Origin of the sequence: Rhodoferax sp. U2-2l, from assembly GCF_020594515.1 — a bacterium.
In the GTDB taxonomy this organism is placed as follows: Bacteria; Pseudomonadota; Gammaproteobacteria; order Burkholderiales; family Burkholderiaceae_C; genus Rhodoferax.
This window is the reverse complement of record NZ_JAJCTH010000012.1, coordinates 35,744-58,914: the sequence shown is the minus strand read 5'-3', so window position 1 is coordinate 58,914 and position 23,171 is coordinate 35,744. Positions and strand designations below refer to the sequence as shown.

Below are 23,171 nucleotides of genomic sequence, written 5' to 3'. Positions count from 1 at the left end.
GACTCACGTCCACTGTTTTGAAGGAAATTGGGATGTTGAAACTGACATCATTGAGCGTGGCACGCCGCCTCATGATTCTGATCGCCAGCGCCATGCTGGGGGTGACCGCGTTGGCCAGTGTGTTCTTGTGGTCCGAGCGGTCACTGATACTGGATGAACGCAAGATTGCCGTGCGCCAGACGGTTGAACTGGCGCATGCCGTGTTGGCGCATTACCACGGACTCGAAACCAATGGCCAGTTGACCCAGGCCGACGCCAAGTACCAGGCCGCAGCGGCGGTGCGGCAACTGCGCTACAGCGGCAGCGATTATTTCTGGATCAATGACCTGCAACCCACCATGGTGATGCATCCGGTCAGTCCGGAGCTGGAAGGCAAGGACCTGTCGGAGTACAAGAGTCCCACTGGCCAATTGATCTTTGTGGACTTTGCCAATCAGGTCAAAAACAGCGGTGAAGGCTTTGTGCCGTACCTCTGGCACAAGCCGGGTCAGGACGAACCGGTTCAGAAAATCTCTTTTGTCAAAGGGTTTACGCCCTGGGCTTGGGTGATTGGCTCCGGTGTGTATGTGGACACGATCGATGCGGCCGTGTGGAGCCGGGCGCTCGGTTTTGCGGGCGGTACGCTGGCGCTGCTGGGTGTACTGTTTGCGTTTGGCACACTGATCTCGCGCAGCATCCTGCGTCAGTTGGGTGGTGAGCCCAGTGATGTGAGCGCCTTGACCCAGCACATTGCGCGGGGTGAATTGGCGATGCAAATCGACCTGCGTCCAGATGACCGCAGCAGCATGCTGTATGACATTGTGGTCATGCGCGACACCTTGGCCACCATCGTGCGCGAGGTGCGTGAGGGCTCTGAGGGCGTGGCCACGGCCAGTGCCGAGATTGCCCAGGGTAACCACGACCTGTCCGCCCGAACTGAATCACAGGCCAGTGCACTGGAGCAAACCGCTGCCAGCATGGAGCAGCTCAGCGCCACCGTGCAGCACAACGCCGACAGCGCTGCCCAGGCCAGCCAGATGGCGGTGCATGCCAGCAGCGTGGCGGTGCAGGGCGGCCAGGTGGTGGCCGAAGTGGTGGACACCATGCGTGGCATCAATGAGGCCAGCCGCCGCATCGGCGACATCATCAGCGTGATTGACGGCATTGCCTTCCAGACCAACATTCTGGCGCTGAACGCGGCGGTGGAAGCGGCCCGCGCTGGTGAACAGGGCCGCGGTTTTGCCGTGGTGGCGTCTGAGGTGCGGTCCTTGGCCGGGCGCAGCGCGGCCGCTGCCAAAGAAATCAAGACACTGATCGACACCAGTGTGGCACGGGTGGCACAAGGTACCACCCTGGTGGACCAGGCCGGCAGCACCATGACCGAGGTGGTCAGCGGTATCGCCCGTTTGGCCGAGGTGGTGAGTGAAATCAGTGACGCCAGCCGCCAGCAAAGCCTGGGCGTGGCACAAGTGGGCGAAGCCGTCACGCAAATGGACCAGGTCACCCAGCAAAACGCCGCGCTGGTGGAAGAAATGGCCGCTGCAGCCAGTAGCCTCAAAGCCCAGGCCAATGACCTGGTGCAGACCGTGGCGCTGTTCAAGCTCTGAGCGATGCCACCGGGCGCGCCTGACGGCAGCGCTTGCTGCAGCGACATCATGGAGGAGGGCGCAGCCTGGGGACAGTCGCGGAACCAGGCGCACCGTCAGGTGTGCCTGATACGGTTGTCGGCGTGCGCGCGTCGAATGGAACAGTGTTGGAATTAACCGACACCATGTGGTTAAACCCGGTGCTACCTTCTCGCCTCCTTTTCCTGAGACGAGAACGCCATGCCCAAAACCCTGATCGAACCCTTCCGCATCAAAAGCATTGAACCCATCCGCATGACGACCCGTGAGGAGCGGGTGCAGTTGCTGGAAGCCGCCAAACTCAACGTTTTTAAACTCCACGCCGAAGACGTGCTGATCGACTGGTTGACCGACTCCGGCACCGGCGCCATGTCCAGCCGCCAGTGGGGTGCCATCATGGAGGGTGACGAAAGTTACGCCGGGGCGCGCAGCTTCTACAGATTAGAAAAAGTCATCCAGGACATCACCGGCATGCAGTTTTTTGTGCCCACGCACCAAGGCCGTGCGGCAGAAAAGGTGCTGTTCACGGCTGTCTGCAAAAAGGGCGATGTGGTGCCCAACAACTGCCACTTTGACACCACCCGCGCCAACCTGGAGTTTCTGGGCATTGAGGCGCTGGACCTGGTGATCGCGGAAGGCCTGCAACCCGCCACGATCCACCCGTTCAAGGGCAACATCGACCTGGAACGGGTTGAAGCGCTACTCAAAGAGCGTGGCGACCAGATTCCGTTCGGCATGATCACCGTCACCAACAACACCGGTGGCGGGCAACCGGTGTCGATGGCCAACATCCGCGCTTATGCCGCTTTGCTCAAGAAATACGGCAAACCCTTCATCATGGACGTGTGCCGCTTCTCGGAAAACGCCATGTTCATCAAGATGCGTGAATCGGGTTATGAGAACACGCCGATCAAACAAATCGTGCAGGAAATGTTCTCCTATGCCGACGGCGCCACCATGAGCGCCAAGAAAGACGGCATGGTCAACATCGGCGGCTTCATCGTGCTGCGTAGCGAAGAATGGATGGACGCGGTGCGCAACGTGCTGATCATGACCGAAGGTTTTCCCACCTACGGCGGCTTGGCCGGGCGCGACCTGGAAGCGCTGGCCGTGGGGCTGGAGGAGGGTATGCAGGAAGACTACCTGCGTTATCGCCTGCGCACCGCCGAATACCTGGGCGAGCGCCTCGACGCTGCGGGCGTGAGCTTCGTCAAACCCACCGGCGGCCACGCCGTCTACATCGACGCGCGCACCGTGCTGCCGGATATGCCGGTGGCGCATTACCCAGCCTGGGCGCTGTGCAACGCGCTGTATCTGGAGGGCGGCATTCGCGGCGTAGAAATTGGCTCGGTGATGTTTGGCAAACGCTTGGCGAACGGAGTCGAGACCTACCACAGCATGGAACTGGTGCGCCTGGCCTTCCCAAGGCGCATGTACACGCAAAGCCACTTTGACTACGCGGCGGAAGTGATTGCCGAGGTGAAGGAGAAGGCGGCGTCGATTCGGGGTGTGAAGATCACCAAACAGCCGCAGTTTCTACGGCACTTCACCTGCGAGTGTGCTTGGGTCTGATCATGGACGGACCAAATCCAGTATCAGCTTGCCTAGCAGGCTGATGACCAGGACCAAAAACAACCGCCGTAGCCAACGGTTGCCGCCCTTCATGGCCAGATGGCTGCCGACGAACGAGCCGGCAATCATGGCCACTGCCATCGGAATGGCGAGCTTGAAGCTGACAAAACCGGCCGGAATAAAAAACGCCAGCGCGCCCAGATTGGTCGCCATGTTGACCACTTTGGCACAGGCGGTGGCGCGCATGAAGTCAAAGTGGAAGATGCGCACGAACAGAAAGATCAGGAAACTGCCGGTGCCGGGGCCAAAAAAGCCGTCATAAAACCCGATCGCTGTACCGATCAACACGCCGCGAACCTTGTCGTTGCGGGTCACCGGCATGTTGGCATCCTGCTTGCCAAACTCGGGCCGGAACCAGGTGTAGATCAGCATCACAAACAGCAAAAACACCACAAATGGCTTGATCCATGCGCTGGGCAAGACGGCAATGGCGCGCGCGCCGAAAAAGCCGCCACAGAAAGCCGTCCCGGCAGTCAACAGCAGCAGGCCCCAGGGCAACTGCATGCGTCGGGCGTACTGGAGCGTGGCGGTGGCCATGCCGGTCACCGACGCGAACTTTTCGGTGGCCAGCAGGCTGGCGGGGGCCGCTGCTGGAAACAGGGCGAACATGCCGGGTATCAGTACCAGGCCGCCGCCACCAACCGAGGCGTTGAGCATGGCCGCCACAAACGTCAGCGGTAGCAGGAAATAGAGTTCAGTGATCCACATGGGGGTGACGTCGGCACCTCAACAATGACCGGGCCAATCCATGAGGACAAACGCACGAACACCATCACTAGCCGATTAAAAAATAATTACAGAGACGTATTGTCCCTGATGAGCCAGAACCTTCGGCTTGTGCCCATCCAGCCGCCCTCTCGTTTTGACCAATGGCGTGCCTGCGGTATAACGTGCATCGGAACGCGCCACTGCTTTGTTCCGAAACCCATTTCAGGAGGATGTGATGGCAAGCACTGACGAGACCGAATTGTTGCTTCGTGTACCCCTGGTGGATGCGGTGCAAGCCGTGCAGCTGCAGAGTTTGCTGGCAGGCATGACGGCGCTGTACACAGCCGTGTGGTTGCTGCAAACGCACGATGCGTCGTCCGAAGCATCGATTGATGCCGGTGCTGCCACGGCCACGGAAAGTGATGTTTTGTGGATTGAAGAGCTGGTGATCGGTACACCCAACGAGCTGAAGTTGCGGGGCAAAGGCAAGGCCATCCTTGGCGTGCTCTCCATCGCAGCGGCAGCGTTGGCCCTGCCAAATCTCCAGGCCGAAACCGAACACACGCATGCTGAAACCGTCAAGATCCACGTCGAGACCGTGGCTGCAGAACTGGACTTGCTGGAGAAAGCGCATCGCCTGCTGTCCGAGGGCAAGATCACCCAAGCTCAATATGACAGTGTGGTGCGTTCGCTTCAGGTCGGCAAGGAGACGTTGCGCAGCGTCTCCGGACTGGTGCGTGATGACCTGACCACGCTGGACCCCAAGGAACATGCGCGGCAAAAGCACATGCTGCAAGTCCTTCAGCGTGCACGGGCCCTGGGCGTGGCTGACCCGGCGGCTGACATGTGGATCGGCCTGCTCTCAAGTGACATGGCGGTGCTGCGCCGTGCCCTGGACTCGGGCGCGGATCCCAACCGGACGTTCGAGGACGTTGTCAACGCTATCTTGCCCAAGGTGCGCGATGACGAGGTGTTCCGTGACGTGCTGGCCAGTTACCTGATCGCGCGCGGGGCGGGTTAGTGTCTGACGTGAACGCTGTTTTTGGCCTTGTTGACCGGAAGGCCCATGACCCTGGGGCGCAGGGGCATTTGGTTTTTTCTGACGTCTTTGGATGTTATGGCGGGCCTGAGTTAGCCACGCTGCCACCGGGCGGTGGGATGGCGGATCACGTCTTCCAAGACAGCCGGTCTTAGTGCGGCGACAATCCAGCTCCTTTTTGAAACTTTGCCGGGCCTGACCCCGGCCTTTTTTTGCATGTCTGAATCCATTGAAGTTGAAGTCCGTCCCGCCAAAGAGCGCGACGCCCAGGCCATCGCCCAAATCCAGGCGGCCGCCTCACAAGCCGCGTTCAAGGCGCAGTTTCCCGGCGAGCCGATGCCGGAATTTGATTCGTTAAAAAAGAGCCAAAGCTACTGGCGCGAAGCCATCGAGTTTGCCGACCCGCAGGTGCTGGTGGCCGTGGTGGACGGCGAAGTGGTGGGGTTTGTCGGGTTCGATCGCTCACGCGACCCCAAGACACCCGCCACCATGGGCGAAATCTGGGCGCTCTTCGCTCGCCCCACCGTTTGGGGTCAGGGTGTTGGGCTGGCGCTGTGGGACGCCGCCCGTGAAGGCCTGATTGATGAAGGTTGCACCAAAGTCACCGCCTGGGTGCCGCTGGGCTACGAGCGTGCCCTGCGCTTTTTTGATATGGCCGGTTTCAAACGCGAGATGACCAGCATCAAAACGGTGCTGGTTGGCTTGACGCGGATCGAAGAGATCCGTTTCAAACGCGATTTAAATTAAAGGCCTTGCGGGACAGACCGCAGTTACGCCAGGCGAACCAGCTCTGTCCCCAACTGATCAAGCCAGCCGGCGCACCACCACGCTGCCGATCGAGTAACCCGCGCCAAACGAGCAGATCACCCCCACCTCACCCGCGGCGATGTCTGCATGGTGGCGGTGGAAGGCGATGATCGACCCCGCCGAGGCGGTGTTGGCAAATTCGTTCAGGATCACCGGCGCGTCATCGGCCATGGCCTCGCGCCCGAGCAGGCGCCGGCCAATCAGCTGGTTCATCGCCAGGTTGGCCTGGTGCAGCCAGAAGCGGCGCACACCGCTGGGGGCCATGTCCAGCGTGGCCAGGTGGCTGTTGATGTGCTCGGCGGCCATCGGGCAGACTTCCTTGAACACCTTGCGGCCTTCCTGGTAGAACAATTGGTCGCGGTCGTCCGGGTTGCGGTCTTCGCTGCGCGACATAAAGCCAGCGTTGTTGCGGATGTTGTTGGAAAACGAGGTCACCAGTTTGGTGCCCAGCACTTCAAACGCGCCGGCCGGCGCGGTGTCTTGCCGCTCCACCAGGATGGCGGTGCACACGTCACCAAAGATGAAGTGGCAGTCTCGGTCCTTCCAGGCCAGGTGCGGCGAGGTGATTTCAGGGTTGACCACCAGCACCGCGCGGGCCGAGCCGCATTTGACGGCGTTGACGGCCATCTCAATGCCAAAGGTGGCCGACGAACAGGCCACGTTCATATCGAACCCAAAACCGGTGATGCCCAGCGCCTGCTGGATCTCGATCGCCATCGCCGGGTAGGCACGCTGCATGTTGGCGGCAGCGCAGATCACACCGTCGACATCGGCAGCGGTTTTACCGGCGCGTTGCAAGGCGTCAAGCGATGCGGCCACGCTGATCTCGGCCATCAGGGAGATCTCGGCATCTGGCCGGGCGCTTAAGCGCGGGCGCATGCGGGTCGGGTCCAGCACGCCAGACTTTTCCACCACATAACGCTGCTGGATGCCCGATGCTTTTTCAATGAACTCGACGCTGGAATGCGCCACGGCGGCGCGGCTGCCTGCGGCGATTTCGGTAGCGTGTGCGGCGTTGTCCAGGTCGGCAAACTGGTTGAAGGCGGCCACCAGCTCGGCATTGCTGATGGTGAAGGGGGGCACATACAGCCCGGTGCTGCTGATACAAACGCGATGCATGACTGATCTTTCTGAAGGCGGGACAGGTCCCATGACACATTGGCGGGTGCCATTATCGAACTTGCCGCAAGCCAACTGGTGCCAGGCCATCAACGACAATGCAGCGCGCGACTTTCGCCACGTTTTTCAGACCTTGGAGTGTTTCAGATGGCCAGTAGCCTGCTTGTTTTGTTGGACGACATCGCCACCATCCTGGATGACGTGGCGCTTTTGACCAAGGTGGCGGCCAAAAAGACCGCTGGTGTGCTGGGCGACGACCTGGCGCTGAACGCCCAGCAAGTGTCCGGTGTCAAGGCCGACCGCGAGTTACCCGTGGTATGGGCGGTGGCCAAGGGCTCATTCATCAACAAGGCGATTCTGGTGCCCAGCGCGCTGGCGCTGAGTGCTGTGGCCCCGTGGTCGATCACACCGCTGCTGATGGCAGGCGGCCTTTTTTTGTGTTTTGAAGGCTTTGAGAAGGTGGCGCACAAGTTTTTGCACAGCAGCCACGAAGTCGAAGCCGAGCACGCGCAGCTGGTCCAAGCCCTGAGCGACGAGTCGGTGGATCTGGTCGCACTTGAGAAAGACAAGATCAAGGGTGCGGTGCGTACCGACTTCATTTTGTCGACCGAGATCATCGTCATCACCCTGGGCACGGTGGCGGCGAGCCCGTTTGTGACCCAGGTCAGTGTGCTGGCTGGCGTGGCCCTGTTGATGACGGTGGGTGTTTACGGGCTGGTGGCGGCGATCGTGAAGATCGACGACCTGGGCCTGTGGCTCACGTTGCGCCCTGGGCAGCCGGGCTGGCAACACAGGCTGGGCCGGGGCTTGTTGCGCGCCGCGCCACTGCTGATGAAAAGTCTGACCATCCTGGGCACGCTGGCGATGTTTCTGGTCGGCGGCGGCATTCTGGCGCACGGCTGGCACAGCGCTGGCGAGTGGCTCGAGAGCATCAGCCTGCTGGCGGGTGCTGCGGCACCGGTGGCGTCGGCGGTGCTAAGCGGTGTGTTCGGATTGTTGGCTGGAGGTGTGGCGCTGGCAGGGGTCCAGGCCGTCAGTTGGGTCAAGTCGGCGTTAACCAGGAAATAGAGGCCTCAGACCTCGCCGCCAAACTTTTTGGTGAGGTTGGCGATGTACTGCTCCACCAGCTTTTCAAACTCAGCTTGCACGGCGGGCACCACGATCATTTTCACCATGCCGGGCAGCGGCATCATCACCTCGCCTTGGATGTGCAGCGTCAGATGGGTGGATTTTTTCTTGTCAACCACCTTCCAGCTACCCGACACCAGGGCGTTGCCTTCACCTGCTACCGGCGTCCAGATGACCGTGCCTTTGGCCGGGTTCGCCACATACTTGGAGGCGTAGATGGTTTGCAGGACAAATTTGGCAACGCCAATTTTGGCCATTTCCCAGCGGTACACGCCGTCACCCAGGTCCACCAGCTTGTCCAGCTTGGGGAAGTGGCTGGCCGATTGGGGCACATCCGAGAGCAGCGCAAACACCGTGTCATACGGGGCTTTAACGGCAAATTCATAACCCAAATCGAGGTTGACGGTGATTGCCATCGTGTGCTCCAGTCCTGTGGTGTGGTCAGTCTGCGCGCTGCGGCGCGCGCTTTGACAAATCATAGCCCGACGCGTGTGGCCTTCCGCCTGCCTTGAATCACGCCACAATCCGCCGGTGCCAAAAGAACCTGATCTGTCCCCTGTCTTGCTGCTGGCCCCGATGGAGGGGCTGCTGGACTTTGTACTGCGTGACGTGTTGACCCGCGTGGGCGGGGTCGAGCGTTGCGTCTCCGAATTCATCCGCATCACCGACACCTTGTTGCCGGAGCGCGTGTTTGAGCGGCTGGTGCCCGAGCTGACGCAAGGTGGCAACACAGCCACTGGCGTGCCGGTGCGCCCGCAGTTGCTGGGGTCTGACCCGGCATGTTTGGCCGACAACGCAGCGCGCCTGGCCAGCTTGGGGCCACATGGTGTTGACTTGAATTTTGGCTGCCCGTCGCAGGTGGTGAACCGGCACCGGGGTGGCGCCGCGTTGCTGGACGAACCTGAACTGTTGTTCCGGATCGTCTCTGCGGTGCGTCGCGCCGTACCGGCACAGCAGGCGGTGTCGGCCAAGATGCGGCTGGGCTTGCACGATGACACCCGTGCCGAAGCATGTGCGTTGGCGATCGAGGCGGGTGGTGCCTCCGAGCTGGTGGTGCATGCGCGCACCAAATTGGACGGCTACCGTCCACCTGCGTATTGGGAGCGTGTGGACGATATCCGCCAGGTGGTCAAACTGTCGCTGGTGGCCAATGGCGAGATCTGGACCGTGGCCGACGCGCTGGCTTGCCGCGCCGCGAGCGGTTGCCATGCCTTGATGTTGGGGCGGGGCATGGTGGCCAACCCGGGGCTGGCGCTGGAGATTCGCGGGGGCCAGACCCAGCCGCTGTCCTGGGCGCAGGTGCTGCCGCTGATTGCCGATTTTTGGCATCTGGTGGGCCAACATCTGCGGGTGGACCAGCGTACCGGGCGGCTCAAACAGTGGCTCAATTTGCTGCGCCGGGCGTACCCGCAGGCGCAACAGGCGTTTGAAGCCGTCAAGACGTATCACCGCCCGGCAGATGTGGATGCCTGGCTGGCTTTCCAAATGGCAGGGCTTGAATCTTGCGTCAGTGGCACCATGTCACCTGGGTCCGCAGCGCAGGAAGCGGCTCGATAGAATGTTTTCATGAGCACAAAAATCCCAAAAATCATTCCGCAACCGCCTGCAAAACCTCAAGTGGATGACACGGACGGCACAGTAGTGCTGGAGCGGCGAACCCAGAAAACCAAGCCGCCCAAGCTCTACCAGGTGGTCATGCTCAATGATGACTACACGCCGATGGAGTTCGTGGTGATCGTGATTCAAGAGTTTTTTGGCAAGGATCTGGAAACAGCGACCCAGATCATGTTGAAGATCCATCTGGATGGGCGGGGCGTGTGTGGTGTGTATTCGCGTGACGTGGCCGCCACCAAGGTGAACCAGGTGATGGAAGCCGCCAACAAGGCTGGCCATCCCTTGCAGTGTGTCGCAGAACCGCTGGATTCGTGAGTGACTGAATCCCTGCAGAGCCGCCCTGATTTCAAATCAGATTACAGTTAACCATCGAATCGAAGCTAACAAAGGAACACCATGATTGCCCAAGAACTGGAAGTCAGTCTCCACATGGCGTTTGTGGAGGCGCGCCAACAGCGCCACGAGTTCATCACGGTCGAGCATTTGCTGCTGGCCTTGCTGGACAACCCCAGCGCTGCCGAGGTGCTGCGCGCCTGCTCAGCCAATGTGGATGACCTGCGCAAATCGCTGGTGACCTTCATCAAGGACAACACGCCGCAAGTGGCGGGCAGCGATGATGTGGACACCCAGCCCACGCTGGGTTTTCAGCGCGTGATCCAGCGCGCCATCATGCATGTGCAGTCCACCGGCAGCGGCAAAAAAGAAGTCACCGGCGCCAATGTGCTGGTCGCGATTTTTGGCGAAAAAGATTCCCATGCGGTGTATTACCTGCACCAGCAGGGTGTGACGCGCTTGGACGTGGTCAACTTCATTGCCCACGGCATCAAAAAGAGTGACCCGCCGGAACCCATCAAATCCGGTGAAAGCCCGGCCGAGGCCGATGACGCGGCAGGTGAGAAGAGCGACAAGGCGTCGCCCCTGGAGCTGTACACCCAAAACCTCAACCAGTTGGCCAAAGACGGCAAGATCGACCCGTTGATTGGTCGTGACTACGAGGTGGAACGGGTCATCCAGATCCTGTGCCGCCGCCGCAAAAACAACCCGCTGCTGGTGGGTGAGGCCGGTGTGGGTAAAACCGCCATCGCGGAAGGCCTGGCCTGGCGCATCACACAAAAAGACGTGCCCGATATTCTGGGCGAGTCGATTGTGTATTCGCTTGACATGGGCGCGCTGCTGGCGGGCACCAAGTACCGCGGAGATTTTGAGCAGCGTCTCAAAGGCGTGCTGAAATCGCTCAAGGACAAACCCAACACCATCCTGTTCATCGATGAAATTCACACCCTGATTGGCGCTGGTGCGGCATCGGGCGGCACGCTGGATGCCTCCAACTTGTTGAAGCCTGCGCTCAGTTCGGGTGCGCTCAAGTGCATTGGCGCGACCACGTTCTCAGAATACCGGGGCATCTTCGAAAAAGACGCGGCGCTGAGCCGCCGCTTCCAGAAGGTGGATGTGGTGGAGCCCACGGTTGAGCAGACGGTGGACATCCTCAAGGGGCTCAAATCGCGCTTTGAAGAGCACCACAACGTGAAGTACGCACTGGCCGCCTTGCAGGCCGCTGCGGAGCTGAGCGCCAAATACATCAACGACCGCCATTTGCCCGACAAGGCGATTGATGTGATTGACGAGGCGGGTGCGGCCCAACGCATCCTGCCGGTGTCCAAGCGCAAAAAGATCATCAGCAAGGCCGAGGTGGAAGAAATCGTGGCCAAGATCGCCCGCATTCCCCCGGCCAATGTGTCCAATGACGATCGCGGCAAACTCAAAACCCTGGAGCGCGATTTGCGCAACGTGGTGTTTGGCCAGGATGCGGCGCTGGACAAGCTCGCGTCCAGCGTCAAGATGGCACGTTCAGGCCTGGGCAAGGGCGACAAACCCATTGGTGCCTTCCTGTTCAGTGGCCCCACGGGCGTTGGCAAGACCGAAGCGGCCAAGCAGCTCGCCTACATCATGGGCATTGAGCTGATCCGTTTTGACATGAGTGAGTACATGGAGCAGCACGCGGTGAGCCGCCTGATTGGCGCGCCGCCCGGCTACGTCGGTTTTGACCAGGGCGGGTTGTTGACCGAAGCCATCACCAAGAAGCCGCATTGCGTGCTCTTGCTTGATGAAATTGAAAAAGCCCATCCGGCCATCTTCAATGTGTTGCTGCAGGTGATGGACCACGGCACCTTGACCGACAACAACGGCCGCAAAGCGGATTTCCGCAACGTGATCATCATCATGACCACCAATGCGGGTGCCGAGACCATGAACAAGGCCACCATCGGCTTCACCAACCCGCGCGAGGCGGGTGACGAAATGGCCGACATCAAGCGCCTGTTCACGCCCGAGTTCCGCAACCGGCTCGATGCCATCGTTAGCTTCAAGGCGTTGGACGAAAACGTGATTCTGCGGGTGGTGGACAAGTTCCTGCTGCAGCTGGAGGCGCAACTGGCCGACAAGAAGGTGGAAGTGACGTTCACCGACAAGCTGCGCAAGCATTTGGCCAAGAAGGGGTTTGATCCGCTGATGGGCGCGCGTCCGATGCAGCGCCTGATTCAGGACACCATTCGGCGTGCACTGGCTGATGAGCTGTTGTTTGGGCGTCTGATGGACGGCGGGCGGCTGACCGTGGACCTGGACGACAAGGATGAAAGCAAGACCGAGGTGTTGCTGGAGATCACGCCCCTGCCCAAGAAGGAAGGCAAGTCCAAGCCTGAACCCCAGGAGGCAGCGGTCGGCTAAACAGACTGAGGCTTCATCTTTTCAAACCGGTACCGGCCTGCAAGGTCTGTACCGGTTTTTGTTTGGTCTCTTGGATTGGGCCAAGGCGTGAAAAAAAAGGGCCGGTCTTGCGACCAGCCCTTAAGGGATCCCTGAACCTGATGGTTTCGAAAGGACCCGAGGAGACAACCTGCTGAAACCGTGAGGTTTCTGAATTCCGTACTTTTAGGAGTATCTCAGGGTTTTCCCTTGATCGTTAGAGGTGGGTACTTATTTTGATGCTTATTGACTTCAAGCAAAAAAGATGCCGATCAACGCTTTTTGGTCGCCGACTTGGTCACGTTGGCTGCCGTGTTGGTCATGGCGGTGAAATTGGATTCAGCAACATCCGTGGCTTGTTTGACGGCTTTCTGGACCGACTCCAGCGCGTTGGTGGCAGCGGCGACAGCACTCTTCATGACGGCCACAGCAGCTTCAGAGCCAGCGGGCGCGTTTTTGGAAGCGGAGTCGAGCATGCCGGTGAACTGTTGTTGCGCCTGAGCGGCCTGGCTTTCCATGGCCTTGGTGAATTCGCTGGTGGTGCCAGACGCGATTTCATACAGGTGACGGCTGTAAGCAGCGGTCTTTTCAGCCAGGGGCTGCATCAGGCCAGATTGCAGGGCCAGCAGTTCTTGGGCGTCTTTCACGCTGAGCATGGCCTTGGCGTTTTCGCCAGACTCGGCCAAAGCGGCCTTGGAGGCGGCCATGTTGAGTTCAACAATCTTCTCAACGCTTTCGAAAGCTTTGGAAGTCAAACCCAGCAGGGTTTCCATGTTGGCTTTTTGCGCGGCCAGAACTTGTTCTACGGTCATCATCATTTTCATATCTCCAGAGGGTTACTAAAAAAAGGTGTCTGCCCCGTCACTGAGTCTGACCCAGGTTTATGTTGCAGTGCAGCATGAGTGAATTATAGAGATAAGTTTCACGGGCGCAAGACTTTTTTGCTGCATTGCAACAAATTAGTTGTGACTGACTAAATGGCGATCGTTTCAACCAGACGACACAATCCTGTGATGGATGCGTTTTATTCAGATCACTTCGTCTTGCCCCTGCCGGATGGCCACCGCTTTCCAATGCAGAAGTACGCCATGCTGCACACCGCACTGCGAGCCCAATTGCCCCAGATCGTTTTACATGAAGCACCCACGGTGACCGATGCGCAATTGGCGCTGGTGCACGGCCAGGGTTACATCCAAACCATTGCCACCGGGGAAAACGCCACGGCTTACATGCGCGAGATTGGTTTTCCGTGGAGCGAGAAGATGGCCGAGCGCGCCCGCAGGTCGGTAGGCGCCACCGTGGCCGCCGTGCAATCGTCGCTGAAGCGGGGACTGGCAGCCAACCTGGCGGGTGGTACCCACCACGCTTATGCCGACAAAGGTGGTGGTTTTTGCGTTTTTAATGACGTGGCGGTGGCTGTGCGATGCGCCCAACAGGACGCGCTCCAGCGCGCCATGAGACCGTTACAGGTCGTGGTGATTGATCTCGATGTCCACCAGGGCAACGGGACCGCGCATATTTTTCGTGATGACCCGAGTGTTTTCACGCTATCCCTGCACGGGGAGAAAAATTTTCCGTTTCGCAAGGAAGCCAGTGATCTGGACATGGGCTTGCCCGATGGCTGCACCGATGATGACTACTTGACGGCCTTGGATCAGGCGCTGCACATCCTTGCCGAGCGACCGGTGCCAGGGTTGGTGATTTATCTGGCGGGTGCCGATCCGTTCGAACGTGATCGCCTGGGCCGATTGAAACTGACGGCGGCTGGCCTTCAGGCGCGTGATGAGCGCGTGTTTGCCTGGTGTTGGCAGCGGCAAGTGCCGGTGGCGTTTGTGATGGCCGGTGGTTATGGCGTGGATATTGGTGAGACGGTGCATTTGCAGGTGAACACCTTCAGGGTGGCCTTGAGTTATTGGCAGCGGGCGCAAGCCTCGAAAATCGCCAACAATCCGCGCTGACACGCAACCTGATCAGGAGACAAACCATGGGCCCATTCGGCGCGGCTGCGCGGACCTATCCCGACAAACCCAGCGACGTGTATCTCTTTGCCACCTGCCTGATTGACCAGTTCACCCCGCAGGCGGGCCTGGACACGGTACGCCTTCTGGAACGCGAAGGCATTCGGATGCATTACCCGCAGGCGCAAACCTGTTGCGGACAACCGGCGCACAGCAGCGGTTATCCTGACGAGGCACGTGCTGTGGCACGGCATCAGTTGAACCTGTTTGACCAACTCTGGCCGGTGGTGGTGCCTTCGGGGTCTTGCGGCGGCATGATGCGTCTGCATTACCCGCACCTGTTTGCCGACGACCCGGTGCTTCACGCTAAAGCGCAGGCTTTGGCAGAGCGGGTGTTTGAATTGAGCGAGTTTTTGGTGCATGTGGTCAATTTCAAGCACGAGGACCTTGGCGGGGACTGCACGGTGGCGCTGCACACCTCTTGCCACGCACGCCGGCAGATGGGTTCCCACGAGACCAGTGCTGCCCTGTTGCAGACACTTGCGCAGGTGAATGTGGTGGAACAGTCGCGTATTGAGGAGTGTTGCGGTTTTGGCGGCACTTTTTCGCTGCTGCATCCGGAAATATCGGAAGCCATCGTCACCGACAAGGTGGCCAGCATCCGGGACACGGGCGCTCAATGCGTCGTGAGTGCGGATTGCGGCTGTCTCCTCAACATCACCGGCCGGGCCGCCAGGCAGGACGAACTGATGGGTGTCAGCGAGCCAACCCTACCTGGTGAACACCTGGCCAGTTTTTTATGGAACCGCACCAACCCGCCCGCCGGAGCCAAGCCGTGAGCGCGCGTGAGGACATTCTGGGGCGGCTGCGGGCTGCACCCATCGCGCAGGCAATGGCATTGCCCGATGTTGCTGGCTGGTATCACGCGCAAGCGCGCAACGAGGACAACACCCAGCGCCTGGCCCGTTTGCGCGCGGCCCTTGAAGCGGTCAGGACCGAAGTCCATGAAGTGACCTCGGCCAACTGGGTCAGCGTACTTTTGAGCATTGCTGCCAGCAAAGGACTGAGGCATGTGCTGATTGGCAGTGACACGCCCCATGGCGACGAACTGGCATCCTGTGCACCAGATGGGCTGGCCATCGTTCGTTATGACCGCCCCATCGAGGCCTGGCGAGACCAACTTTTTGAGGGCATTGACGCTTCGTTGACACTGGCGCGCGCCGCCGTGGCTGAGACGGGCAGCCTGATCCTGTGGCCGACACCCGCCGAGCCCCGGTTGATGTCGCTGGTGCCCTCGTTGCACTTTGTGTTGCTGGAAGCCGACACCGTTCACGCTGACCTCTATGCGACCATGCTGGCCGAGGGCTGGGCAACCGGCATGCCGGCCAATGTGTTGCTGATCTCAGGCCCGTCCAAGACGGCCGATATCCAGCAAACGCTGGCGTATGGCGCCCACGGCCCGCGCGAACTGGTGGTGTTGCTGCGCCATCCGGCAGGGGGTGCCACATGAACAAGGTGATAAGCATCAACCCGACACAGGACTTCAAAGCGCGCAGCCGCCAAGTGCTGGACGACCCGGCGCAGCGCCAAAATTTTCGGGGTGCCATGGATTTTTTGCAGGCCAAACGGCACGCCCAGTTTCCAGATCAGAACGAGTTGCAAGGCCTACGCGAACTGGGGTCACAGATTCGGCGTTATAGCCTGGCCAACCTGCCGCGTTTGCTGGAACAGTTGGAAACCAATCTGATTGCCCAGGGCGTACAGGTGCACTGGGCACAAACACCCGCGCAGGCGAATGCGATCGCCCTTGATATCGCCCGCCGCGTGGATGCCAAACGCATCATCAAGGGCAAATCGATGGTCAGCGAGGAAATCGGCTTCAACCTCGCCATGGCCGCGGCGGGCATCGAAGCGTTTGAGTCGGACATGGGTGAGTACATCGTGCAACTGGCGGGCGAAGCGCCATCACACATCATCATGCCCGCCATCCACAAAACCAAGCAGGACATCGCCCAGCTGTTTGCAGATGAAGTGCCTGGCGTGACGTACACCGAAGATGTGGACGCGCTGATCCAGATTGGCCGCCAAGTGCTGCGCCGCAAGTTTGCCGAAGCGGACATCGGCTTGTCGGGCGTGAACTTTGCGGTGGCGGAAACCGGCACCCTGTGCCTGGTCGAAAACGAGGGCAATGGTCGCATGTGCACCACCGTACCCCGCGTGCACATTGCCATCACCGGCATTGAGAAGGTGGTGGAAAAGCTGGAGCACCTGCCGCCCTTGCTCAGCTTGTTGATCCGTTCCGCCACCGGGCAGCCGGTGACCACCTACGTCAACCTGATCAGCAGCCCCCGCAAGCCAGGTGAAAAGGATGGCCCGCAAGAGGTGCACCTGATCTTGCTGGACAACGGACGCACCCAGGCCTATGCCGACGCGGACCTGCGTGCCACCCTGCAATGCATACGCTGTGGTGCCTGCATGAACCATTGCCCGGTGTATGCCCGCATCGGCGGTCACGCCTATGGCACCACTTACCCGGGACCGATTGGGGCGATTGTGTCGCCGCACATGCTGGGTTTGGAGTCGACCTATCCGCTGGCTTTTGCGTCCACCCTTTGTGGCGCGTGCAATGAGGTGTGCCCGGTCAAGATTCCCATCACCGACATCTTGGTGCGTTTGCGCAACGAGGCTCAGGCCCGGCCGCAAAGTGATAACGCTTCATTGCGCGGCAGTGGGGCGGGGCGGCGCACGTCGATCTCGGCGGTGTGGCGGGTCTGGGCACAGGTGTACAGCAAACAGGGCCTGTATAAGGTGGCTTCCTGGTTCATGAGTCGGGGCAGGGCGCTGTCACCTTCCGAGCAAGGTGCCTGGACGCGCAGTCGCACACCACTGGTGCCCGCACCTCGGCGCCTGCGTGACCTGCTCAAGGAGCATCCAGAGTAAAACCTGCCGTTTGATATTTCCAACTTGCTTAAAAAACCATGACTCCAACCCTTGAATCTCAGGCTGACCTGGCCAGTGTCGTTGAAGATGCCATCACGTCCCGCATGTCGGTGCGCGCCTTTTTGCCGCGTGAGGTGCCGCGCAGTCTGCTTCAGCACCTGCTGGAAGTGGCCAGCCGGGCGCCGTCCGGCACCAACACCCAACCCTGGAAGGTTTATGTTCTGACAGGCGCCAGCCGGGATGCGTTGGTGGCGAAGGTCTGCGCCGCGCATGATGCGCTGCGTGCCGACCCGGCATTGGCCGCCAATTTTCGCGAGGAATACGACTATTACCCGGAGAAATGGGTCAGTCCCTACATCGACCGGCGGCGTGAAAACGGCTGGGGCCTGTATGGCTTGCTGGGGATCGGCAAGGGTGACAAGGACATGATGCACGCCCAGCACCAGCGCAATTACCGTTTTTTTGATGCGCCAGTCGGACTCATGTTCACCATCGATCGTGTCATGGGGCGGGGATCGCTGCTCGATTACGGCATGTATCTTCAAAGCCTGATGGTGGCGGCCCGTGCGCAGGGTCTTCACACCTGTCCCCAAGCGGCCTGGAATGGTTTTGCAAACATCATCCTGCCGCATATTGGTGCCGATGAGGGTGACATGCTGGTGTGTGGCATGGCGCTGGGCTATGCCGACCCAACAGACCTCGTCAATACGTTCCAGACGCCCAGAGTGGCCGTGAACGACTTCACAACATGGCTGGATTGACCCGTTCAGGCAGGCTGCAGGCAGCCAAGGGGCGTGTGATGCTGGCCTGTTGGTGAAGGCGTCAGCGCCAGAAATCTTTGCGGCACCGAATCGTTGCCTATTTAAATCCGCTTAGAATCCCGGGCGGCGTGGCGGTATCGGTTGACAAGAACTGATGTCTGAGAGACAAAAAGCCATTTTTGCAAAGCAATACAAATGCTTGAAGCAACAAATTCGTAAACGCCAATTTTCCTAAGAGGTAGGTTGTGAATAAAACAGAACTGATTGATTTCGTAGCGTCTGATGCAGACATTCCCAAAGCGGTTGCAGCACGGGCGCTCGAGTCGACAATTGCGGCAGTTAAATTGACTTTGAAGCAGGGCGATTCCGTGTCGCTGGTCGGTTTTGGCACCTTCGCTGTTGGCAAGCGCGCGGCGCGCGTTGGGCGCAATCCTCGCACGGGTGCTTCGATTAAAATCAAGGCTGCCAAGGTTCCCAAGTTTCGGCCCGGCAAAGCATTGAAAGATGCGATCAACTGAACGTTGTTTTCGGTGGGGTGATTAGCTCAGTTGGTAGAGCGGCGCCCTTACAAGGCGTAGGTCGGCGGTTCGAGCCCGTCATCACCCACCACCCATGCAAAGGCGAACTCACAGTTCGCCTTTTTTGTTTGCTTGCAGGAGAGTTTTCACATGTTCGACATTTTTCGCAAACACACCAAAATCATGATGGTTTTGCTGGTTTTGCTGATCATTCCCTCTTTTGTGCTGTTCGGTATCGACGGGTATCAAAAGATGAACCAGACAGACACCATTGTCGCGAAGGTCGGAGCGATTGAGATCACGCAGGCGCAATGGGATGCAGCGCACAAAAATGACGTTGACCGCCTGCGGGCCTCTCGGCCGGAACTGGATGTCAAGCTGTTTGACTCTCCGCAAGCCCGATACGCCACACTCGAACGCTTGGTGCGTGACACGGTCCTGCAAGTTGCAGCTGAAAAATCCAGCCTGATCACCAGTGACGCGAGACTGGCGCGCTTTCTGCAGGAAGATCCCACCATTGCGTCGCTACGCCGAGCAGATGGCAAACTCGACATGGAGCGCTATCGGCAACTCGCAGCCAGCCAGGGGTTGACACCAGAAGGTTTTGAAAACACGGTGCGCCAGGACATTTCAAAACAACAGGTTGAAGCTGGCGTGATACAGACCGGCTTGCTGACAACGGCACCGGCCGATGTGGCACTGAACGCTTTTTTTGAACGCCGCGAGATTCAGGTCGTGAACTTCCTGGCCAGGGACTATGCGGCAACTGTCAATCCGTCGGATGCTGATCTGGAGGCTTTTTACCAAGCCAATGTGTCCCAATTCAAAGCGCCCGAGCAGGCCCAGGTCGAATACGTTGTTCTGGACATCGATGCTGTCAAAAAAGACATCAAAGTCCCGGAAGCAGACCTGAGATCGTATTACGAGCAAAACGTGGCCAGACTCAGCGGCAATGAGGAGCGCCGGGCCAGTCACATCCTGATCAACGCCCCCAAGGATGCCCCCGCGCCACAGCGGGAAAAAGCCAAGGCGCAGGCAGAATCCTTGCTCCAAACAGTTCGCGCAGCGCCCGACAGCTTTGCCGACGTTGCCAAGAAGAACTCGCAGGATGCTGGTTCAGCGCCCAAAGGTGGCGATCTGGACTACTTTGGACGTGGCGCGATGGTCAAACCGTTTGAAGATGCAGTCTTTGCCATGAAAAAAGGCAGCATCAGCGAGTTGGTTGAGTCGGATTTTGGCTATCACATTATCAAGCTGACCGACGTCAAAGAACCGAAGCAGCGGTCGTTTGACGAGCTGCGCCCCGGGATCGAGAGCGATCTGAAAAATCAACAGGCCCAACGCAAATTTGCGGAGGTGGCAGAGTTGTTTACCAATACGGTGTACGAGCAGTCAGACAGCCTGAAGCCCGTGGCCGACAAGCTCGGACTCGAGGTTAAAACGGTTGCTGCAGTGACGCGTCAACCTGCGCCCGGTGCCTCTGGTGTCCTCGCCAGTGAAAAGTTTCTCGCTGCGTTGTTTGCGGCGGACAGCATCGAGAAAAAACGTAACACAGAAGCCGTCGAGACAGCCGTGAACCAGTTGGCCGCGGGGCGCGTCATCACTTATAACCCCGTCAAAACGCTGACCTTGGCAGAGGTGCGTCAACAAGTGCGAGACGGTGTTGTTGCTGCACGCGCCACAGAACTTGCCAAAAAAGAAGGGGCAGAAAAAATGGCCTTGTGGCAAAAGGCGCCAGAGAAAGCCGTGTTGCCCAGCGCTCTGACAGTGGCCCGGGATCAAATGCAAAATCTCCCCGCACAAATTGTGACGGCAGCACTCAGGGCTGATGCCAAGGCCTTGCCAGTCTGGCAAGGCGTCGATCTTGGTTCTGCCGGGTACGCTGTGGTGCGCACAAACAAGGTGGTGCCGCGTGATGAAGCCAGCCAGCCCACTGCGGCGCAAGATCGTGCGCAGTATTCTCAGTGGTGGACGGCTGCTGAAGCGGGCGCGTATTACGCTTCCCTTAAGGAAAAATTCAAGGTGGCGTTTTTGGTGAGTCAACCGTCGCAGAATGTGACCACTTTGCCGTAGTTTGGGTTGTTTGAAGTTGATGCTCTTGCGCTATAATTTACGCTTACGGTGGCTGTAGCTCAGTTGGTAGAGTCCAGGATTGTGATTCCTGTTGTCGTGGGTTCGAGCCCCATCAGCCACCCCACCTAACATAAAAAGCCTGCTGTCAAAAAGACAGCGGGCTTTTTCGTTTGGTGGCTCATGTGGCCACCCTGTCGTCAAGCTTGCTGCAGAGGAGTTGGATAACATGCTCGGTTGCCTTCAACCGATTGCACCCACCACATGTCTGCGCCTACACCGATCACGCTTGTTTCCACTGACGATGCCGAGCACATTCGCACCGGCCAGTTCGTCAGCTTTCCTGGCTCACCGTTTGAGCTGTACCAGCCGTATCCGCCTGCTGGCGACCAGCCCGAAGCCATCAGGCAGCTGGTCGAAGGTGTAGAAGACGGTGAGGTGTTCCAGACCCTGCTGGGTGTGACCGGTTCGGGCAAAACCTTCACCATGGCCAACGTGATCGCGCGCCTGGGCCGCCCGGCGATTGTGTTTGCACCGAACAAAACCCTGGCAGCACAGCTGTACAGCGAGTTCCGCGAGTTTTTTCCGAAGAACGCGGTGGAGTATTTCGTCAGTTATTACGACTACTACCAGCCCGAGGCCTATGTGCCGCAGCGCGACCTGTTCATTGAAAAAGACAGCGCCATCAACGAACACATCGAACAAATGCGCCTCTCGTGCACCAAGAGTGTGCTCGAGCGGCGTGATGTGGTGATTGTGGCCACCGTCTCGGCCATCTACGGTATTGGCCAGCCCGAGGCGTACCACAAGATGGTGATGACGCTGCGCGCAGGCGACAAAATGGGCCAGCGCGACATGATTGCGCAGCTGGTGCGCATGCAGTACCAGCGCAACGACATGGATTTTTCACGGGGCGCTTTCCGCGTGCGCGGCGACACCATCGACATTTTTCCGGCCGAACACTCCGAGATGGCGATCCGCGTCGAGCTGTTTGACGACGAGATCGAATCGTTGCAGCTGTTTGATCCGCTCACTGGGCGCATCCGGCAAAAAATCCCGCGCTTCACGGTGTACCCCAGCAGCCATTACGTCACACCCAGAGAGCAGGTGTTGTCGGCGGTGGAAGCGATCAAAATTGAGCTGGCGGACCGCATCAAGGAGTTTGTCAGCCAAGGCAAGCTGGTGGAAGCCCAGCGCCTTGAGCAACGCACCCGGTTCGACCTGGAAATGTTGTCTGAGGTCGGCCACTGCAAGGGCATCGAAAACTACTCGCGCCATCTGAGCGGCGCCGCCCCCGGTGAGCCACCCGCCACACTCACCGACTACCTGCCCAAGGACGCGGTGATGTTCCTCGACGAGTCGCATGTGTTGATCGGCCAGTTTGGCGGCATGTTCAATGGCGACCGCTCGCGCAAGACCACGCTGGTGGAGTATGGCTTTCGCCTACCCAGCGCGCTGGACAACCGGCCACTCAAGTTTGAAGAATTTGAGACGCGCATGCGCCAGGCGATTTTTGTCTCGGCCACCCCCGCGCAGTGGGAAAAGGACCACGCCGGGCAGGTGGTGGAGCAGCTGGTGCGCCCGACCGGTCTGGTTGACCCCGAGGTCGAAGTGCGCCCGGCGAGTAGCCAGGTGGACGACGTGTTGCAGGAAATCCGCATCCGTGTCGAGAAAAACGAGCGGGTGCTGATCACCACCCTGACCAAACGCATGGCCGAGCAGCTCACCGACTACCTGACCGACAACGGTGTCAAGGTGCGTTATCTACACAGCGACATCGACACCGTAGAGCGGGTCGAAATTCTGCGCGACCTGCGCCTAGGTGCGTTTGATGTGCTGGTGGGCATCAACCTGCTGCGTGAAGGGCTGGACATTCCCGAGGTGTCGCTGGTGGCGATTCTGGATGCGGACAAAGAGGGCTTTTTGCGCTCCGAGCGTTCGCTGATCCAGACCATTGGCCGTGCCGCGCGTAACCTGGAGGGCAGGGCGATCCTGTACGCCGACAAGATCACCGACTCGATGGAGCGCGCTATCGGTGAGACCCAGCGCCGCCGCGCCAAACAGGTGGCGCACAACCTCAAGAACGGCATCACACCACGCTCCATCGTCAAACAGATCCGCGACCTGATCGACGGCGTCTACAGTGAAAAGGCGGGCAAAGAGGCCGAGAAGCTTGAGCGCGACGCGATGCAGCGCGCCCAGGTCGAAGAGATGAGCGAAAAAGACATCTCGCGCGAGATCAAACGCCTGGAAAAACTCATGATGGAACACGCCCGCAACCTGGAGTTCGAAAAGGCCGCACGGGTGCGTGATCAGCTGGCGATTTTGAAAGAACAGGCCTTTGGCGCCCCGGGCAGCGATAACATTACGCTGCTGGTGCCTGCTGGAAAGTAAGCTAAAACTGGCCTCTAGCCCTTTTATATCAATGGCTAGGTGCTATCTAATTCATAAGAAGCCGCTGAATACCCTTACAAAATTACCATTCAGTCTATTTACCCGACTGCAGCGCTGGGTTTTTGGTATACTTGAGT

At 59.3% G+C, this 23,171-nt stretch carries 20 protein-coding genes and 2 tRNA genes; 18 read left to right on the top strand and 4 right to left on the bottom strand.

Features of this window, described 5'->3' with window-relative positions; translation table 11 throughout:
* Window positions 1-32: 32 nt before the first annotated feature.
* Entirely contained in the window at window positions 33-1,586 is a 1,554-nt protein-coding gene (locus tag LHU53_RS11965) for a methyl-accepting chemotaxis protein (RefSeq protein WP_227332885.1), read from the top strand.
* 219 nt (window positions 1,587-1,805) lie between these two features.
* Window positions 1,806-3,176: a tryptophanase gene (locus LHU53_RS11960; protein ID WP_227332884.1), complete on the top strand. Its 1,371-nt coding sequence runs from the start codon at window positions 1,806-1,808 to the stop codon at window positions 3,174-3,176.
* On the opposite strand, the gene LHU53_RS11955 is transcribed toward LHU53_RS11960, so the two are convergent.
* Entirely contained in the window at window positions 3,177-3,944 is a 768-nt protein-coding gene (locus LHU53_RS11955) for a sulfite exporter TauE/SafE family protein (RefSeq protein WP_227332883.1), read from the bottom strand.
* A gap of 235 nt (window positions 3,945-4,179) precedes the next feature.
* On the opposite strand from LHU53_RS11955, the gene LHU53_RS11950 reads away from it, so the two are divergent.
* Entirely contained in the window at window positions 4,180-4,965 is a 786-nt protein-coding gene (locus LHU53_RS11950; protein WP_227332882.1) for a hypothetical protein, read from the top strand.
* A 234-nt stretch (window positions 4,966-5,199) separates the two neighbouring features.
* A complete protein-coding gene (locus LHU53_RS11945) occupies window positions 5,200-5,730 on the top strand; it encodes a GNAT family N-acetyltransferase (RefSeq protein ID WP_227332881.1) in 531 nt (176 codons plus the stop codon).
* A gap of 57 nt (window positions 5,731-5,787) precedes the next feature.
* Here the strand turns inward: LHU53_RS11945 and LHU53_RS11940 are convergent, their stop codons facing one another.
* Window positions 5,788-6,909 carry a beta-ketoacyl-ACP synthase III gene (locus LHU53_RS11940; RefSeq protein WP_227332880.1) on the bottom strand — a complete coding sequence of 374 codons (1,122 nt, stop codon included), beginning with the start codon at window positions 6,907-6,909 and terminating at the stop codon, window positions 5,788-5,790.
* A 147-nt stretch (window positions 6,910-7,056) separates the two neighbouring features.
* Between LHU53_RS11940 and LHU53_RS11935 the strand changes: the two genes are divergently transcribed.
* Window positions 7,057-7,977, top strand: a complete 921-nt coding sequence (locus LHU53_RS11935) for a DUF808 domain-containing protein (RefSeq protein WP_227332879.1) — start codon at window positions 7,057-7,059, stop codon at window positions 7,975-7,977.
* 5 nt (window positions 7,978-7,982) lie between these two features.
* Here LHU53_RS11935 and LHU53_RS11930 read toward each other — a convergent pair whose 3' ends face one another.
* Window positions 7,983-8,453 (bottom strand): SRPBCC family protein, encoded by a 471-nt coding sequence (locus LHU53_RS11930; RefSeq protein ID WP_227332878.1) that lies wholly within the window; start codon window positions 8,451-8,453, stop codon window positions 7,983-7,985.
* A 160-nt stretch (window positions 8,454-8,613) separates the two neighbouring features.
* On the opposite strand from LHU53_RS11930, the gene LHU53_RS11925 reads away from it, so the two are divergent.
* From LHU53_RS11925 to clpA, 3 genes are all read left to right on the top strand, one after another.
* Entirely contained in the window at window positions 8,614-9,594 is a 981-nt protein-coding gene (locus LHU53_RS11925; RefSeq protein ID WP_227332983.1) for a tRNA-dihydrouridine synthase, read from the top strand.
* A 9-nt stretch (window positions 9,595-9,603) separates the two neighbouring features.
* Window positions 9,604-9,966 (top strand): ATP-dependent Clp protease adapter ClpS, encoded by a 363-nt coding sequence (gene clpS / locus LHU53_RS11920; RefSeq protein WP_227332877.1) that lies wholly within the window; start codon window positions 9,604-9,606, stop codon window positions 9,964-9,966.
* Window positions 9,967-10,047: 81 nt separating this feature from the next.
* Window positions 10,048-12,375, top strand: a complete 2,328-nt coding sequence (gene clpA, locus LHU53_RS11915; protein WP_227332876.1) for an ATP-dependent Clp protease ATP-binding subunit ClpA — start codon at window positions 10,048-10,050, stop codon at window positions 12,373-12,375.
* A 290-nt stretch (window positions 12,376-12,665) separates the two neighbouring features.
* Here the strand turns inward: clpA and LHU53_RS11910 are convergent, their stop codons facing one another.
* On the bottom strand, window positions 12,666-13,211 hold the full coding sequence (locus tag LHU53_RS11910) for a phasin family protein (RefSeq protein WP_227332875.1): 546 nt from the start codon (window positions 13,209-13,211) through the stop codon (window positions 12,666-12,668).
* A 195-nt stretch (window positions 13,212-13,406) separates the two neighbouring features.
* On the opposite strand from LHU53_RS11910, the gene LHU53_RS11905 reads away from it, so the two are divergent.
* The 10 genes from LHU53_RS11905 to uvrB all read left to right on the top strand — a co-directional run bounded on the left by LHU53_RS11905 (window position 13,407) and on the right by uvrB (window position 23,034).
* A complete protein-coding gene (locus tag LHU53_RS11905; protein WP_227332874.1) occupies window positions 13,407-14,351 on the top strand; it encodes a histone deacetylase in 945 nt (314 codons plus the stop codon).
* 26 nt (window positions 14,352-14,377) lie between these two features.
* Window positions 14,378-15,190, top strand: coding sequence for a (Fe-S)-binding protein (locus LHU53_RS11900; protein ID WP_227332873.1), 813 nt, complete (start codon window positions 14,378-14,380; stop codon window positions 15,188-15,190).
* Window positions 15,187-15,861 (top strand): lactate utilization protein C, encoded by a 675-nt coding sequence (locus LHU53_RS11895; RefSeq protein ID WP_227332872.1) that lies wholly within the window; start codon window positions 15,187-15,189, stop codon window positions 15,859-15,861. The genes LHU53_RS11900 and LHU53_RS11895 overlap by 4 nt, the downstream gene beginning before the upstream one ends.
* Window positions 15,858-17,291 (top strand): LutB/LldF family L-lactate oxidation iron-sulfur protein, encoded by a 1,434-nt coding sequence (locus LHU53_RS11890; protein WP_227332871.1) that lies wholly within the window; start codon window positions 15,858-15,860, stop codon window positions 17,289-17,291. The genes LHU53_RS11895 and LHU53_RS11890 overlap by 4 nt, the downstream gene beginning before the upstream one ends.
* Window positions 17,292-17,329: 38 nt before the next feature.
* The gene (locus tag LHU53_RS11885; RefSeq protein WP_227332870.1) at window positions 17,330-18,052 is read left to right on the top strand and encodes a nitroreductase; all 723 of its coding nucleotides are present in this window, start codon (window positions 17,330-17,332) and stop codon (window positions 18,050-18,052) included.
* 245 nt (window positions 18,053-18,297) lie between these two features.
* Complete coding sequence (locus tag LHU53_RS11880) at window positions 18,298-18,570, top strand: HU family DNA-binding protein (RefSeq protein ID WP_227332869.1); 273 nt, start codon at window positions 18,298-18,300, stop codon at window positions 18,568-18,570.
* 15 nt (window positions 18,571-18,585) lie between these two features.
* Window positions 18,586-18,661: transfer RNA gene (locus LHU53_RS11875), tRNA-Val, on the top strand.
* A gap of 59 nt (window positions 18,662-18,720) precedes the next feature.
* Entirely contained in the window at window positions 18,721-20,643 is a 1,923-nt protein-coding gene (locus LHU53_RS11870; protein ID WP_227332868.1) for a SurA N-terminal domain-containing protein, read from the top strand.
* A 48-nt stretch (window positions 20,644-20,691) separates the two neighbouring features.
* Window positions 20,692-20,767 (top strand) — tRNA-His (locus tag LHU53_RS11865).
* Between the two features lie 137 nt (window positions 20,768-20,904).
* Window positions 20,905-23,034, top strand: a complete 2,130-nt coding sequence (gene uvrB, locus LHU53_RS11860) for an excinuclease ABC subunit UvrB (protein WP_227332867.1) — start codon at window positions 20,905-20,907, stop codon at window positions 23,032-23,034.
* Window positions 23,035-23,171 lie beyond the last annotated feature (137 nt).